Source organism: Kitasatospora sp. NPDC051914 (assembly GCF_040680995.1).
Classification (GTDB): domain Bacteria; phylum Actinomycetota; class Actinomycetes; order Streptomycetales; family Streptomycetaceae; genus Kitasatospora.
This window is the reverse complement of record NZ_JBFAXX010000007.1, coordinates 72,327-86,623: the sequence shown is the minus strand read 5'-3', so window position 1 is coordinate 86,623 and position 14,297 is coordinate 72,327. Positions and strand designations below refer to the sequence as shown.

Annotated in this window: 13 protein-coding genes; 6 read left to right on the top strand and 7 right to left on the bottom strand. The window is 70.4% G+C overall.

Features of this window, described 5'->3' with window-relative positions; translation table 11 throughout:
* Positions 1 to 94 precede the first annotated feature (94 nt).
* Together trpD and AB0M03_RS07080 are read right to left on the bottom strand one after the other, a co-directional pair.
* A complete protein-coding gene (gene trpD / locus AB0M03_RS07085) occupies positions 95 to 1,168 on the bottom strand; it encodes an anthranilate phosphoribosyltransferase (protein ID WP_363489311.1) in 1,074 nt (357 codons plus the stop codon).
* A gap of 131 nt (positions 1,169 to 1,299) precedes the next feature.
* Positions 1,300 to 1,725: a hypothetical protein gene (locus AB0M03_RS07080; protein ID WP_363489309.1), complete on the bottom strand. Its 426-nt coding sequence runs from the start codon at positions 1,723 to 1,725 to the stop codon at positions 1,300 to 1,302.
* A gap of 324 nt (positions 1,726 to 2,049) precedes the next feature.
* On the opposite strand from AB0M03_RS07080, the gene AB0M03_RS07075 reads away from it, so the two are divergent.
* The 5 genes from AB0M03_RS07075 to AB0M03_RS07055 all read left to right on the top strand — a co-directional run bounded on the left by AB0M03_RS07075 (position 2,050) and on the right by AB0M03_RS07055 (position 6,839).
* The gene (locus AB0M03_RS07075) at positions 2,050 to 2,670 is read left to right on the top strand and encodes a heme-copper oxidase subunit III (RefSeq protein ID WP_363489307.1); all 621 of its coding nucleotides are present in this window, start codon (positions 2,050 to 2,052) and stop codon (positions 2,668 to 2,670) included.
* A gap of 155 nt (positions 2,671 to 2,825) precedes the next feature.
* Positions 2,826 to 3,632, top strand: coding sequence for a c-type cytochrome (locus AB0M03_RS07070; protein ID WP_363489305.1), 807 nt, complete (start codon positions 2,826 to 2,828; stop codon positions 3,630 to 3,632).
* A gap of 8 nt (positions 3,633 to 3,640) precedes the next feature.
* The gene (locus AB0M03_RS07065; RefSeq protein ID WP_363489303.1) at positions 3,641 to 4,693 is read left to right on the top strand and encodes a Rieske 2Fe-2S domain-containing protein; all 1,053 of its coding nucleotides are present in this window, start codon (positions 3,641 to 3,643) and stop codon (positions 4,691 to 4,693) included.
* A complete protein-coding gene (locus AB0M03_RS07060) occupies positions 4,690 to 6,348 on the top strand; it encodes a cytochrome bc complex cytochrome b subunit (protein ID WP_363489301.1) in 1,659 nt (552 codons plus the stop codon). The genes AB0M03_RS07065 and AB0M03_RS07060 overlap by 4 nt, the downstream gene beginning before the upstream one ends.
* A gap of 122 nt (positions 6,349 to 6,470) precedes the next feature.
* Positions 6,471 to 6,839: a GntR family transcriptional regulator gene (locus AB0M03_RS07055; RefSeq protein WP_363489299.1), complete on the top strand. Its 369-nt coding sequence runs from the start codon at positions 6,471 to 6,473 to the stop codon at positions 6,837 to 6,839.
* 18 nt (positions 6,840 to 6,857) lie between these two features.
* On the opposite strand, the gene AB0M03_RS07050 is transcribed toward AB0M03_RS07055, so the two are convergent.
* The 4 genes from AB0M03_RS07050 to AB0M03_RS07035 all read right to left on the bottom strand — a co-directional run bounded on the left by AB0M03_RS07050 (position 6,858) and on the right by AB0M03_RS07035 (position 11,359).
* Positions 6,858 to 8,015: an Ig-like domain-containing protein gene (locus AB0M03_RS07050; protein ID WP_363489297.1), complete on the bottom strand. Its 1,158-nt coding sequence runs from the start codon at positions 8,013 to 8,015 to the stop codon at positions 6,858 to 6,860.
* A 292-nt stretch (positions 8,016 to 8,307) separates the two neighbouring features.
* Entirely contained in the window at positions 8,308 to 8,706 is a 399-nt protein-coding gene (locus AB0M03_RS07045; RefSeq protein WP_363489295.1) for a cytochrome c oxidase subunit 4, read from the bottom strand.
* Entirely contained in the window at positions 8,706 to 10,391 is a 1,686-nt protein-coding gene (gene ctaD / locus AB0M03_RS07040) for a cytochrome c oxidase subunit I (RefSeq protein WP_363489452.1), read from the bottom strand. Before ctaD ends, AB0M03_RS07045 begins: the two co-directional genes overlap by 1 nt.
* 89 nt (positions 10,392 to 10,480) lie before the next feature.
* A complete protein-coding gene (locus AB0M03_RS07035; protein ID WP_363489293.1) occupies positions 10,481 to 11,359 on the bottom strand; it encodes a cytochrome c oxidase subunit II in 879 nt (292 codons plus the stop codon).
* 339 nt (positions 11,360 to 11,698) lie between these two features.
* Here AB0M03_RS07035 and AB0M03_RS07030 point away from each other — a divergent pair, with 339 nt between their 5' ends.
* Entirely contained in the window at positions 11,699 to 13,153 is a 1,455-nt protein-coding gene (locus AB0M03_RS07030; RefSeq protein ID WP_363489291.1) for an aminotransferase class V-fold PLP-dependent enzyme, read from the top strand.
* Positions 13,154 to 13,178: 25 nt separating this feature from the next.
* On the opposite strand, the gene AB0M03_RS07025 is transcribed toward AB0M03_RS07030, so the two are convergent.
* Entirely contained in the window at positions 13,179 to 14,153 is a 975-nt protein-coding gene (locus AB0M03_RS07025) for a carbohydrate kinase family protein (RefSeq protein ID WP_363489289.1), read from the bottom strand.
* Positions 14,154 to 14,297 lie beyond the last annotated feature (144 nt).

Below are 14,297 nucleotides of genomic sequence, written 5' to 3'. Positions count from 1 at the left end.
AACCACAGACAGGGGCGCGGCGAGCTGCGCAGGACGGAAGTGACGGTGCCGCACCTTCCGCCGCGCAGTTCGCCGCGCCCCTCAGTGACTCGCCCTACTTGTTGGTCGCCTCGGCCCAGCGCTCGAGCGTGGCCTCGGCCGCGCCCGAGTCGATGGCGGCGGCCGCCCGCTCCATGCCGGCCGCGAGCTGCTCGGTGAGCGGGGCGTCCGTGAGGTCGAGTGCGGTGAGTGCGGCGGCCGTGTTGAGCAGGACGGCGTCCCGGACGGGCCCCTTCTCGCCGGCGAAGAGCCGCCGTGCGACACCGGCGTTGAACTCGGCGTCCGCTCCCCGCAGCGCCTCGATCCCGGCGAGCTCCAGCCCGACGTCCCGGGGGTCGAAGGAGGTCTCGGTGATGGTGCCGTCCTTGACGATCCACACGTGCGAGGTGGTGCAGACGGTGAGTTCGTCGAGGCCGTCGTCGCCGCGGAAGACCAGGGCGGAGGCGCCCCGGCGGGCGAGGACGCCGGCGATCAGCCCGGCGAGGCGGGTGTCGAAGCAGCCGACGGCGTGCGAGGTGACCCGGGCCGGGTTGGTCAGCGGGCCGAGGATGTTGAAGGCGGTGGGCACGCCGAGGCCGGCCCGGGCGGTGGCCGCGTGCCGCATCGCGGGGTGGAACTTCGCGGCGAAGCAGAAGGTGAGGCCGACCTCCTCGGCGACCTCCGCGACCCGCCGGGCGCCGAGGTCGAGGCTGATGCCGAGCTTCTCCAGGACGTCGGAGGAGCCGGAGGCCGAGGAGGCGGCCCGGTTGCCGTGCTTGACGACCTTGGCGCCGGCCGCGGCCGCGACGATCGCGGACATGGTGGAGATGTTGACGGTCTTGGCTCGGTCGCCGCCGGTGCCGACGATGTCGACGGCGGGGCCTGGGATGTGCAGCGGCTCGGCGTGCGCGTACATCGCGTCGACCAGGCCGGCGATCTCCTCGACGGTCTCGCCCTTGGCCCGCAGCGCGACCATGAAGCCGGCCACCTGGACGGGCGAGGCCTCGCCGCTCATGATCTGGTCCATCGCCCATGCGGTGTCCGCCTCTGCGAGGTCCTCGCCGCGCAGCAGTGCCGACAGGACGTCCGGCCAGGTGCGGACCACCTGCACGGGGTCCTTGCCGCCGTTCGCAGGGTTCACGTTCACCATGGCCGACTCCAGCTCTCATCGGTAGTGCGCCGATACGGGGACGGAGTCAGCCTAGCGAGCGGCGGCGGGCGGCCGCGCCGATCCCGCCGCCCCTTCTCTCCTGGTGAGACGGGTGGTCGCCGCGTGCCCGGTCAGCGGTGGGCGGGCGTCCGCTTGGCGATCCGGGCGCGGAGCAGGGTGGCCGCGGCCTCGGCGAGGGCCACCGGGTCGACGGGCTGGGCGATGGCGGCGTCGGCCCGGCTCCAGGCGGCGAGCCAGGAGTCCTGCGGCCGGCCGATCAGCACGAGGACGGGCGGGCAGCCGTAGATCTCGTCCTTGAGCTGGCGGGTGAGGCCGAGGCCGCCGGCCGGGACGGCCTCGCCGTCGAGCACGCACAGGTCGATGCCGCCCTTCTCCAGGGCGCGCAGCACGGCGGGAGTGGTCGCGCACTCCAGGTACTCCACGGCCGGGAGGTCCGCGGCGGGCCTGCGGCCGAGTGCCAGGGTCACCTGCTCGCGGGTGTTGCGGTCGTCGCTGTAGACGAGAACGGTGAGCGTCTCGTCGGTCGTGTGCGCCATGGGCCCTGCTCCCGGGTGCTCGTCCTCTTAATATGTGCCGCTCCGAACGGCCCAGTGTGATCCGGGCCACGTCCGTCTTCGGATGCTACTCCGGAGGGCGGCTTCCGGTGACCCCCTGACGCGATCTCTCTCAAGTCGCCGCGCACGGATCTCACCCGTGCGGGGTACCCGGGGTCACCCGTATCGAACAACCGTCAGAAAACGGGCGGCCCTGCGGGCCGGGGCAGCGCGTTCCGGCAGGTCGCGACCAGGGGGGCATACCCCACGCACCGGACACTCCGAGGAGCACCCCCCGGCGTGAAGACGGAATAAGGGACCGACATAATGTCCGTCGTGGCGACAGCAACAGCAACAGAAACCGGACACGCGCACGGAGCGGTCAACAGGCCGAACCTGGTCAGCGTCGGAACCATCGTCTGGCTGAGCTCGGAGCTGATGTTCTTCGCGGCCCTGTTCGCGATGTACTTCACGCTCCGCTCGGTCATGGGCCCAGAGTTCTGGACCGAGAAGGCGGACGCCCTCAACGTGCCGTTCTCCTCGGTGAACACCACGATCCTGGTGCTCTCTTCCCTCACCTGCCAGCTCGGCGTGTTCGCCGCCGAGCGCGGTGACGTCAAGAAGCTCCGCTCGTGGTTCTACATCACCTTCGTGATGGGTGCGATCTTCATCGGCGGCCAGATCTTCGAGTACACCGAGCTGGTCAAGGTGGACGGTCTGTCCCTGTCCTCCGACCCGTACGGCACGGTGTTCTACCTGACCACCGGCTTCCACGGTCTGCACGTGACGGGTGGTCTGATCGCCTTCCTGCTGGTCCTGGGGCGGACGTACGCCGCCAGGCGGTTCACGCACGAGCAGGCCACCGCCGCGATCGTCGTGTCGTACTACTGGCACTTCGTCGACGTCGTGTGGATCGGCCTGTTCGCGACCATCTACCTGATCAAGTAAAGGCTGATCAGGTCGCTGGCCGCCGGCCGGAGAGCACCCGCCCCACGCGGGAGCCCCGCCGACCAGTCCGCCCCGACCCGGGTACCGGCCCCGAGCAGACCGGCCCCTCGGGCGCAGCCACCCAGCCGACCAGATCCTGACACCGGGGTTAATCCGTGAAAAAGCTCTCCGCACGACGGCGCCACCCACTGGCGGCGCTGGTCGTCCTACTTCTCGCCCTGGCGGCCACCGGGGGGCTGTACGCCGCGTTCGCGCCCGCCGAGAAGGCGCAGGCCGACACCTCCGCGCAGTCGCTCGCCATCGACGAGGGCAAGAAGCTCTTCGCCGTGGGCTGCTCCTCCTGCCACGGCCTCGACGGCCAGGGCTCCTCCGACGGCCCCAGCCTGGTCGGCGTCGGCTCCGCCGCGGTCGACTTCCAGGTCGGCACCGGCCGCATGCCGGCCCAGCAGAGCGGCGCCCAGGCGCCCGCGAAGAAGGTCGTCTACTCCCAGGCGCAGATCGACCAGCTGGCCGCCTACGTGGCCTCGCTCGGCCCCGGCCCGGTCGCTCCGGCCAAGGAGCAGTACACCTCCACCGACCCGAACGACGTGGCCAAGGGCGGCGAGCTCTTCCGGACCAACTGCGCCCAGTGCCACAACTTCGCCGGCAAGGGCGGTGCCCTGACGAAGGGCAAGTACGCCCCGTCGCTGGAGGGCACCTCCCCGAAGCACATCTACGAGGCCATGCAGACCGGCCCGCAGAACATGCCGTCGTTCCCCGACACCACCATGCCGGAGGAGCAGAAGAAGCAGATCGTGGCCTGGGTCAGCCACACCAACGACGAGCCCAACCCCGGTGGCCTGGCCCTGGGCAGCCTCGGTCCGGTGACCGAGGGTCTGTTCGGCTGGATCTTCGCCCTCGGTGCGCTCATCGTGACCGCGATCTGGGTCGCCGCCCACACCACCAAGGCCAAGAAGTCATGAGCCACGAGATGTCTGACGAGAAGCTGCCGGAGCCGCACGGCTCCGAAGGGCACGAGATCGCCGTCCACGGCGACCCGTTCGCCGACCCCGGTCTGCCGGCCCACGAGCCGCGCCGGACCGACATCGACGAGCGCGCCGCCAAGCGCGCCGAGCGGCAGGTCTCCCTGCTGTTCATCGTCTCGATGCTCGCCACCGTGGGCTTCATCGCCTCGTACGTGGCCATCGACATCGACAAGATCGTCTACATCTTCCCGCTGGGCCACGTCAGCGCGCTGAACTTCGCGCTCGGCATGACCCTCGGTGTGGCGCTCTTCTGCATCGGTGCGGGCGCCGTCCACTGGGCGCGCACCCTGATGTCGGACCACGAGATCCCGGCCGAGCGCCACCCGATCGAGGCCGACGACGAGCTGCGTGCCGACGTCATCGAGCAGTTCCAGACCGGCGCCGCGGAGTCCGGCTTCGGCCGCCGCAAGATGCTGCGCAACACCCTGATCGGCTCGATGGCCCTGGTGCCGCTGTCCGGCGTCGTGCTGCTGCGCGACCTCGGCCCGCTGCCCGAGGACAAGCTGGCGCACACCGGCTGGCGCGTGGCCACCCCGGCCAAGCCGCTGCCGCTGATCAACATGAACACCAACGAGCCGATGAAGCCCGAGGACATCGTGGTCGGCTCGCTGACGTTCGCCAAGCCCGAGGGCCTGGAGGAGGACCAGGAGGACTTCCAGGTCCAGATCGCCAAGGACGCCCTGATGATCGTCCGCATCGCGCCGGAGGACATCAAGGACAAGTCGTCCGCGGAGCTCGGCTTCGAGGGCATCCTCGCCTACTCGAAGATCTGCACCCACGTCGGCTGCCCGATCAGCCTCTACGAGCAGCAGACCCACCACGCGCTCTGCCCCTGCCACCAGTCGACCTTCGACCTGGCGGACGGCGCGCGCGTCATCTTCGGCCCGGCCGGCCACCCGCTGCCGCAGCTGAAGATCACCACTGACGAGAAGGGCTTCCTGGTCGCCACCGGCGACTTCGAGGAGCCCGTCGGCCCGAGCTACTGGGAGCGGCCGTGAGCACCGCGAACAGCGCCAACAGCGGCGCCTCCAAGCCGGCCAGCACCCGCGCGAACCCCGCGAGCAAGTGGGAGGCGGCCGCTGACTGGACGGACGGACGGCTGGGTATCTACACCCTCGCCAAGTCCAACCTGCGCAAGATCTTCCCGGACCACTGGTCCTTCATGCTGGGCGAGATCTGCCTCTACACCTTCATCATCATCATCCTGACCGGCGTCTACCTGACGCTGTTCTTCCAGCCGAGCATGGCCGAGACCGTGTACCACGGTTCGTACGCCCCGCTCAACGGCATCCGGATGTCCGAGGCGTACGCCTCGACCATGGACATCAGCTTCGAGGTGCGCGGCGGTCTGCTGATCCGCCAGATCCACCACTGGGCGGCGATCGTCTTCGTCGCCGCGATGCTGGTGCACATGATGCGCGTCTTCTTCACCGGCGCGTACCGCAAGCCGCGCGAGATCAACTGGCTCTTCGGCGCCGGTCTGCTCTTCCTCGGCATGTTCGACGGCTTCATGGGTTACTCGCTGCCGGACGACCTGCTGTCCGGTACCGGTATCCGCTTCATGGAGGGCGCCATCCTGGCGGTGCCGCTGGTCGGCACCTACCTCCAGTTCTTCCTGTACGGCGGTCAGTTCCCCGGCACCGACATCGTGCCGCGGTTCTTCACCATCCACGTGCTGCTGATCCCGGGCATCATGCTGGGCCTGCTGGTGGCCCACCTGATCCTGGTCTTCTACCACAAGCACACCCAGTTCGCGGGCCCCGGCCGCACCGAGAAGAACGTCGTCGGCATGCCGCTGATGCCGGTCTACATGGCCAAGGCCGGTGGCTTCTTCTTCCTGGTGTTCGGCGTCATCGCGGCCGCCTCGGCGATCGCGACCGTCAACCCGATCTGGGCGTACGGCCCGTACCGCCCCGACCAGGTGTCCACGGACGCCCAGCCGGACTGGTACATGGGCTTCTCCGAGGGCCTGATCCGCGTCATGCCGGGCTGGGAGATCCGGGCCTGGGGCCACACCCTGAACCTGGGCGTGTTCATCCCGCTGATGGTCTTCCCGCTGGTCCTGGCCGTCATCTGGCTGTACCCGTTCCTCGAGTCCTGGGTCACCGGTGACAAGCGCGAGCACCACATCGCCGACCGCCCGCGCAACGCGCCGGTCCGCACCGGCTTCGGTGCGGCCTGGATCAGCCTCTACGTGCTGCTGCTCATCGGCGGTGGCAACGACCTGATCGCGACGCACCTGCACCTGTCGATCAACTCGATCACCTACTTCGTCCGGATCGGCTTCTTCGTCCTGCCGGTGCTGGTCTTCTTCATCACCAAGCGGTGGTGCCTGGGCCTGCAGCGCCGCGACAAGGACAAGGTGCTGCACGGCCGCGAGAGCGGCATCATCAAGCGCCTGCCGCACGGCGAGTTCGTCGAGGTCCACGAGCAGCTCCCGCAGGACAAGCTGTACAAGCTCACCGCGCACGAGCAGCCGCAGCCGATCGAGCTGCCGGCCGAGGTCGACGAGAACGGTGTCGCCCGCAAGGTCGGCCGCATCGCGAAGACCCGCGCCAAGCTCTCCGAGGCCTTCTACGGCGAGGGCGCCCAGATCGCCAAGCCGACCGCCGAGGAGCACCACGAGATCACGAGCGGCCACGGCCACCACTGATCCCGTACTGATCGCCACGGTCCGAGGGCCCCTGCCGAATCCGGCAGGGGCCCTCGGCCTTTCCCCGTCCCGCACGGCCGCGGAGGGCCCGGCACCGCCCGGTGCCCTGTCACAATGACCCTGTGCAGCTGAGCATCGATCACACCGCCGCCACTCCCCCGTACGAGCAGGTGCGGAGCCAGATCGCGGAGCAGGCCCGCAGCGGGGCGCTGCCCGTGGGGCTGAAGCTCCCGACCGTCCGCGCACTGGCGGGGGAGCTGGGCCTGGCCGCGAACACCGTCGCCCGGGCCTACCGGGAGCTGGAGGCCGACGGCGTGGTGGAGACGCACGGCCGGCGCGGCACGACGATCGCCGCGACCGGCGACAGCGCCCACCGGCTGGCCGCGGCGGCGGCCGCCGAGTTCGCCGAGCGGGTGCACCGGCTGGGCCTCACCCGGGACGAGGCGCTGGCCGCGGTCGACACGGCCCTCCAGGTCGCCTTCCGGGGCTGAGGCCCGGCGGGGTGGCTGTCAGAGCTGGGGCTGCATGTCCCCGGAGGCCCCGGCGGCGCTCTCGGCGGCACCGGCGGTGGAGATCTGACCGCCCGTCGCCGAGTGCTTCACGTAGTCCGTCCAGGAGATGTTCCAGTCGCCGAAGCCGTTCCCGAACGGCTCCATCTCGTGGCCCAGGCTGTTGACCACCTGGACGATGTCGCCGACCCGGGTGTTGTCGTAGAACCACTTGGCGTTCTCGGTGCTCATCCCGGTGCAGCCGTGGCTGACGTTGGCCCGGCCCTGGGAGCCGACCGACCAGGGGGCCGCGTGCACGTACTCGCCGCTCCAGGTCACCCGGGTGGCCCATTCCACCTGCAGGTCGTACGAGTCGGCGCTGCCGGAGGGTATGCCTATCGTGTCGCCGCTCATCCGGACGCTGGCCTCCTGGCCGAGCACGACCTTGATGCCGTTGCGGGTGTCGAAGCCGGGCTTGCCGGTGGTCACCGGGATGGTGCGGACCACTTCGCCGTTGCGGCGGTACGTCAGCTGGTGCGAGGCCGCGTCCACGACGGCCTCCACCCGGTCTCCGGTGCGGAAGGAGAGGCTGCTGGGCTCGCCGCCGTAGAGGCCGTCCGAGACCGGCACGCCGGTGAGGTCGAAGGACAGCCTCACCGTGGCGTTGGCCGGCCAGTACTCCTGCGGGCGGAAGTGCAGGTTGCTGTCGTCGACCCAGTACCAGGCGCCGGTGACGGCGGGCTGGGAGGTCACCGTGAGGCCCTGCTCGACCTCGCGGCGGGCCGCCGGGTCCTTCACCGGGGCGGAGAGCTTCACCGTGAGCGGCTGGCCGACGCCGTAGACGCCGCTGCCGGAGGAGTCCGGGCCGAGCTGGGCGGTGAGCAGGTTCTGCGCCGCCAGCGTGCTGAACGAGGAAGTGGTCTCGCCGCGGCCGCCCTTGCCGTCGTCAGCGGCTATTCGGACGGTGTAGGCCGTGCCGGCCCGCAGCTTCCCGGTGGTCTGCCAGCTGTGCCCGTCCTCCGACAGGCGGCCGGCCACCAGGCGGCCGTCCGGGCCGGAGACGGTGACGTCCGTGAGGGTGCTCCCGGGTTCGGCGGTCACCGTGAAGGGCTTTCCGGGGTCGACCCGCTCGCCGGACGGGGTCCGCACCAGGGGTGCGGCGTCCACGATCCGGGTCACCGGCCCGACGGCCGGGTCCGGGCTTCCGGACGAGCAGGCCGCGATCGGGGCCAGCAGGATGATGGCCGTTATGCCGGCCCGGCCGTGTGCGAGTCTCCGACAACCGTTCACCGGTGCCTCCGAGGTCTCCCGACGATGTACCAGAGCCTAGGAACGGGCGGGAGCCGTCAGCACCCCGGGAGGGACGGCCGTTGCACCAGGCGGGTGAGAGATCGTGGGGCTGCCCGGGGAACGCGCGAGGGCCGGGCGCCCCCGAGGGGGTGCCCGGCCCTTGCTCCGACGTGCCGGAACCTTACTGGTTCTGGTCCTCGCCGCGGTAGAACTCGAAGACCCAGCCGTAGATGCCGACCAGGATGATCGGCAGCGACCACCAGAGCAGCCACCAGCCGAAGATCACGCCGAGGAAGGCGAGCGCGCCGCCGACCGCGAGCGAGAGCGGCTGCCAGCTGTGCGGGGCGAAGAAGCCCAGCTCGCCGGCGTCGTCCGCGACCTCGGCCTCGGGGTTGTCGCCGGCGCCGCTGTCGACCCGGCGGGCGGTGAAGGCCAGGTAGTAGCCGATGAAGGCGCACAGGCCGAACGCCAGGAACAGCGCGGTCGTACCGGCCGGCTCCTTCGACCACAGACCGTAGACGACGGCCATGATCAGGATGAAGGCGGCGAAACCGCCGAAGATCTTGCCCTGCTCCTTCATCAGGCGTCGCCCTCCTTCTTGGACTTGCCCAGCTGCGGACGGTCGTACTGCGCCGGGGTCACGCCCGCGAAGTGCTTGGCCTGCTCACCGTGGTTCTCGAGGTAGTCCAGCGCGGCGATCTCCGGGTGGTGCAGGTCGAACGCCGGGGATTCCGAGCGGATGCGCGGCAGGGTGAGGAAGTTGTGCCGCGGCGGCGGGCAGGAGGTCGCCCACTCCAGCGAGCGGCCGTAGCCCCACGGGTCGTCCACCTCGATCTTCTCGCCGTACTTGGCGGTCTTCCAGACGTTGTAGAGGAACGGCAGGATCGACAGGCCGAGCAGGAACGAGCCGACGGTGGAGACGCCGTTCAGCGTGGTGAAACCGTCGGAGGCCAGGTAGTCGGCGTAGCGGCGGGGCATGCCCTCCGCACCGAGCCAGTGCTGGACCAGGAATGTGGTGTGGAAGCCGATGAACAGCGTCCAGAAGGTGATCTTGCCGAGCTGCTCGTCGAGCATCTTGCCGGTCATCTTCGGCCACCAGAAGTGGAAGCCGGCGAACATCGCGAAGACGACGGTGCCGAAGACCACGTAGTGGAAGTGGGCGACGACGAAGTACGAGTCCGAGACGTGGAAGTCGATCGGCGGGGAGGCGAGCAGAACACCCGTCAGACCGCCGAAGAGGAAGGTGACCAGGAAGCCGATCGTCCACAGCATCGGGGTCTCGAAGCTGAGCGAGCCCTTCCACATGGTGCCAACCCAGTTGAAGAACTTCACACCGGTCGGGACGGCGATCAGGAAGGTCATGAAGGAGAAGAACGGCAGCAGCACCTGGCCGGTGACGTACATGTGGTGGGCCCACACGGTCACGGACAGACCGGCGATCGCGATGGTGGCCGCGATGAGGCCGGAGTAGCCGAACATCGGCTTGCGGCTGAAGACCGGGACGATCTCCGACACGATGCCGAAGAACGGCAGCGCGATGATGTAGACCTCGGGGTGGCCGAAGAACCAGAACAGGTGCTGCCACAGCATGGCGCCACCGTTGGCCGGGTCGAAGACGTGCGCCCCGAACTTGCGGTCCGCCTCCAGGGCGAACAGGGCGGCGGCCAGGACCGGGAAGGCCAGCAGGATCAGCACGGCGGTCAGCAGGACGTTCCAGACGAAGATCGACATCCGGAACATCGTCATGCCGGGGGCGCGCATGCAGATGATGGTGGTGATGAAGTTGACCGCACCGAGGATGGTGCCGAAGCCGGAGAAGGCCAGGCCCATGATCCACATGTCGGCGCCCACGCCCGGCGAGCGGACGGCGTCGGACAGCGGCGAGTAGGCGAACCAGCCGAAGTCGGCGGCGCCCTGCGGGGTGAGGAAGCCGGCCACCGCGATGATCGAGCCGAACAGGTAGAGCCAGTAGGCGAACATGTTCAGACGCGGGAAGGCGACGTCGGGGGCGCCGATCTGCAGCGGCATGATCCAGTTCGCGAAGCCCGCGAACAGCGGGGTCGCGAACATCAGCAGCATGATCGTGCCGTGCATGGTGAACGCCTGGTTGAACTGCTCGTTCGAGAGGAGCTGCGTCCCCGGACGGGCGAGTTCGGCGCGCATGACCAGGGCGAGGATGCCGCCGATCAGGAAGAAGGCGAAGGAGGTCGCCAGGTAGAGCGTGCCGATCGTCTTGTGGTCGGTGGTGGTGAGCCACTTGATGATCGCGTTGCCCCGCCTGCCGACGCGGGCGCTCTTGCCGGCCGTGACGCTCCCGGCGCCCCCGCCGGCCGCGGCGGGCTCGTTGAGGATGGTCACTTCTTTTCACTTCCCGTGGTCTTCTCGCCGGCGCTGCCGGCGCCGAGGAGGCCCGAAGGCACCGCGCCGGACTGGCCCTTGGCCCGGAGCTCCTTCAGGTGCTGCTCGTACTGGTCGTGGGTGACGACCTTCACGTTGAACAGCATCCGGGAGTGGTCCTGGCCGCAGAGCTCGGCGCACTTGCCGGCGAAGGTGCCGAAGGAGGTCGGGGTCACCTGGAACTTGTTCACCACGCCCGGCACGACGTCCATCTTCATGAGGAAGTTGACGGGCCAGAAGTCGTGGATCACGTCGTTGGAGGTCAGCACGAACTCCACCGACTCGTTGATCGGCAGGTACAGGGTCGGCACCTCGGCCGGCGTGCCGACGTCGTACGCGGCGTTGGTGTTCGCCGGGTCCGGGATCTCGGTGTTCTCGTAGTTGAACGCCCAGTTCCACTGGAAGCCGACCACGTTCACCACGTGCTGCGGCTTCGCGCTGACCTCGGTCAGGCGCGCCTCGTCGCGGGCGACGAAGTAGAAGAGCACCGAGACGATGACAAGGGGGACCGCGGTGTACAGCGCCTCGATGGGCACGTTGTACCGGGTCTGAGCGGGGATCTCCACCTTGGTGCGGCTACGCCGGTGGAAGATCACGCTCCAGAGGATCAGACCCCACATCAGTGCGCCCACTGCCAGCGCCGCGATCCACGAGCCCTGCCACATGTGGAGGACCAGGGGGCCTTCCTCGGTGACGGGGGAGGGGAGGCCAAGCCTGGGGAGGTCGTTGGCCGAGCAGCCGGTGGCGGTCGCGATGACGAGGCCCAGTGCCAGCGCCTGAGGCAGCTTCCGCCGCATCGTGCGCCGCGGCGAGCGGTCGGAGCCGTTGGGACTCACGTAGCGCCTTCCCGAAGTCTCGCCCGCGATCGCGCCGCCTCCGGGAGTGCTGTTCGCCTCCCCGGCGACCCGGCCACGGGCACGGTTTGAATGCTTATGCGGGCCAAACGCTACTCCATCCTTATGCGGCACTCACGAGCAGCCCCCGCTAACGCGCCGCCCGCCTACCCGATCAGCCCCGGCAAGTCCGTAGGCCCAGGTCATGGCGGGCATTCGAGGGTCGCACGCCCGATCGGGGGACCCGGATGCGACACGCGGGTGACGGCCCGTCGGACGGGACGAACACGGCGAAATCGGGCGCCTGCACGCCGACCCGCCGAGCGGGGATAGCGTGGAAGGGTGTCGTACTTCGATGTGGCCTCCACCGCACCCCTGCACCCCGTCGCCCGGCAGGCGCTGAACGCGGCGATCGACGAGGGGTGGGCCGACCCGGCACGGCTCTACCGCTCCGGCCGGCAGGCCCGGATGCTGCTGGACGCCGCACGCGAGACCGTCGCCGCGGAGCTCGGCGCCCGGGCGGACGAGGTCTCCTTCACCGCCAGCGGCACCCAGGCCGTGCAGCTCGGCGTGCTCGGCGCCCTGCGCGGCAACCGCCGCCGCGGCGCCCACCTGGTGCACTCCGCCGTCGAGCACTCGAGCGTGCTGCACACCGCCGAGCTGCACGAGGCGCAGGGCGGCGAGGTGTCGGTCGTCCCGGTGGACCGCCACGGACGGGTGAAGGCCACCCAGTTCGCCGCCCGGTTCCGCGACACCACCGCGCTCGCCGTGCTGCAGAGCGCCAACCACGAGGTCGGCACCGTCCAGCCGGTCGACGAGGTGGCCGACCTGTGCGGCAACGTCGGCATCCCGCTGCTGGTCGACGCGGCGCAGAGCGCCGGGCGGCTGCCCGTCCCGCACGGCTGGTCGCTGCTGGCGGCCAGTGCCCACAAGTGGGGCGGGCCGGCCGGCGTCGGTGTGCTCGCCGTCCGCAAGGGCGTCCGGTACGCCTCCCCGCTGCCTCCGGACGAGCGGGAGCGCGGACGGGTGCCCGGCTACGTCAACGTGCCGGCGATCGTGGCCGCCGCCGCCTCGCTGCGCGCCGTGCGCGCCGACGCGGAACGGGAGAACGCCCGGCTGCACGGGTTGGTGGAGCACATCCGCACCCGGGTGCCGGAGCTGGTGCCGGAGGTCGAGGTGGTCGGCGACCCGGTGCGGCGGCTGCCGCACATCGTCACCTTCTCCTGCCTCTACGTCGACGGCGAGGTGCTGCTCGGCGAACTGGACAGGGCGGGCTTCGCGGTCTCCTCCGGCTCCTCCTGCACCTCCTCCACCCTGACACCGAGCCATGTGCTGGCCGCGATGGGGGTGCTGACCGAGGGCAATGTGCGGGTCTCGCTGCCGTTCGGGGCCGCGGAGGAGGACGTGGAACGGTTCCTCGCGGTGCTGCCGGAGCTGGTCTCCGGGGTGCGGGCGCCGCTCGGCCTCGACCTGCCGGCGCCCGCGGCAGCAGCGGTGACGGCCGAGGAGGAGCCGGCGGACGACGACGCGGCGGACGGCCCGGCGGAGGAGGACGCGGAGACGCTGGTGCTGGACGACCTCGGCAAGCGCTGCCCGCTGCCGGTGATCGACCTGGCCCGGCGGATCGGCGAGGTCCCGCCCGGCGGCACCGTGGTGGTGCTCGCCGACGACGAGGCGGCCCGGCTGGACATCCCGGCCTGGTGCGCCATGCGCGAGCAGGAGTACCTCGGCGAGGCCCCGGCCGCGCAGTACGGCGCGGACCGGGGCACGGCCTACCTGGTCCGCCGGGTGGACTGAGCGTTCACCCGGCGGCCGGGCGGGGTCAGGCGAGCTTGGCGCGGACCTCGGCCGCGGCCTCCTCGCCGTACGCGGCGGCGAAGCGGTCGGTGAAGTGGGCGCGGCGCAGCTCGTACTCCTGGGTGCCGACGGTCTCGATCACCAGGGTGGCGAGCATGCAGCCGACCTGGGCGGCGCGCTCCAGGCCGAGGTCCCAGGACAGGCCGGCGAGGAAGCCGGCGCGGAAGCCGTCGCCGACGCCGGTCGGGTCGGCCTTGCGCTCCTCGGCGGGGCAGCCGACGGTGATCGCGGGCTCGCCCTTGCGCTCGATCCGGACGCCCTTGGGGCCGAGGGTGGTGACGCGGGTGCCGACGCGGTTCAGCAGCTCCTCGGCGTCCCAGCCGGTCTTGGACTCGATGAGCGCGGCCTCGTACTCGTTGGTGAAGAGGTACGCGGCGCCGTCGACGATCTCGCGGATGTCGTCGCCCTCCAGGCGGGCCAGCTGCTGGGAGGGGTCGGCGGCGAAGGCGTAGCCGCGGCTGCGGCACTCCTGGGTGTGGCGGACCATCGCCTGCGGGTCGTCGGCGCCGATCAGGACGAGGTCGAGGCCGCCGACGCGGTCGGCGATCGGCTTGAGCTCGATGTTGCGGGCCTCGGCCATGGCGCCGGTGTAGAAGGACGCGATCTGGTTGTGGTCCAGGTCGGTGGTGCACATGAAGCGGGCGGTGTGGCGGGTCTCGGAGATGTGCACCGAGGCGGTGTCCACGCCGTTGCGCTCCAGCCAGCTGCGGTACTCGTCGAAGTCGGCGCCGGCCGCGCCGACCAGGACGGGGCGCAGGCCGAGCACGCCCATGCCGAAGGCGATGTTGGGGCCGACGCCGCCGCGGCGGATGTCGAGGGTGTCGACCAGGAAGGAGAGCGAGACGGTGTGCAGCTGCTCCGCGACCAGCTGGTCGGCGAAGCGGCCGGGGAAGGTCGTCAGGTGGTCGGTGGCGATCGAGCCGGCGACGGCGATACGCACGGGGGTCTCCTCGGGTGGCCTGATGGCGGCCGGAAGCAGCGGTGGACCCACCTACGGTACAGCCAAGTGCCCGGGAGACCGGGTCGACCCGAACCGGTACTACCCCGGAGTAGCCCTGGTGGGGTGACCTGCGGCGGCCTAGGG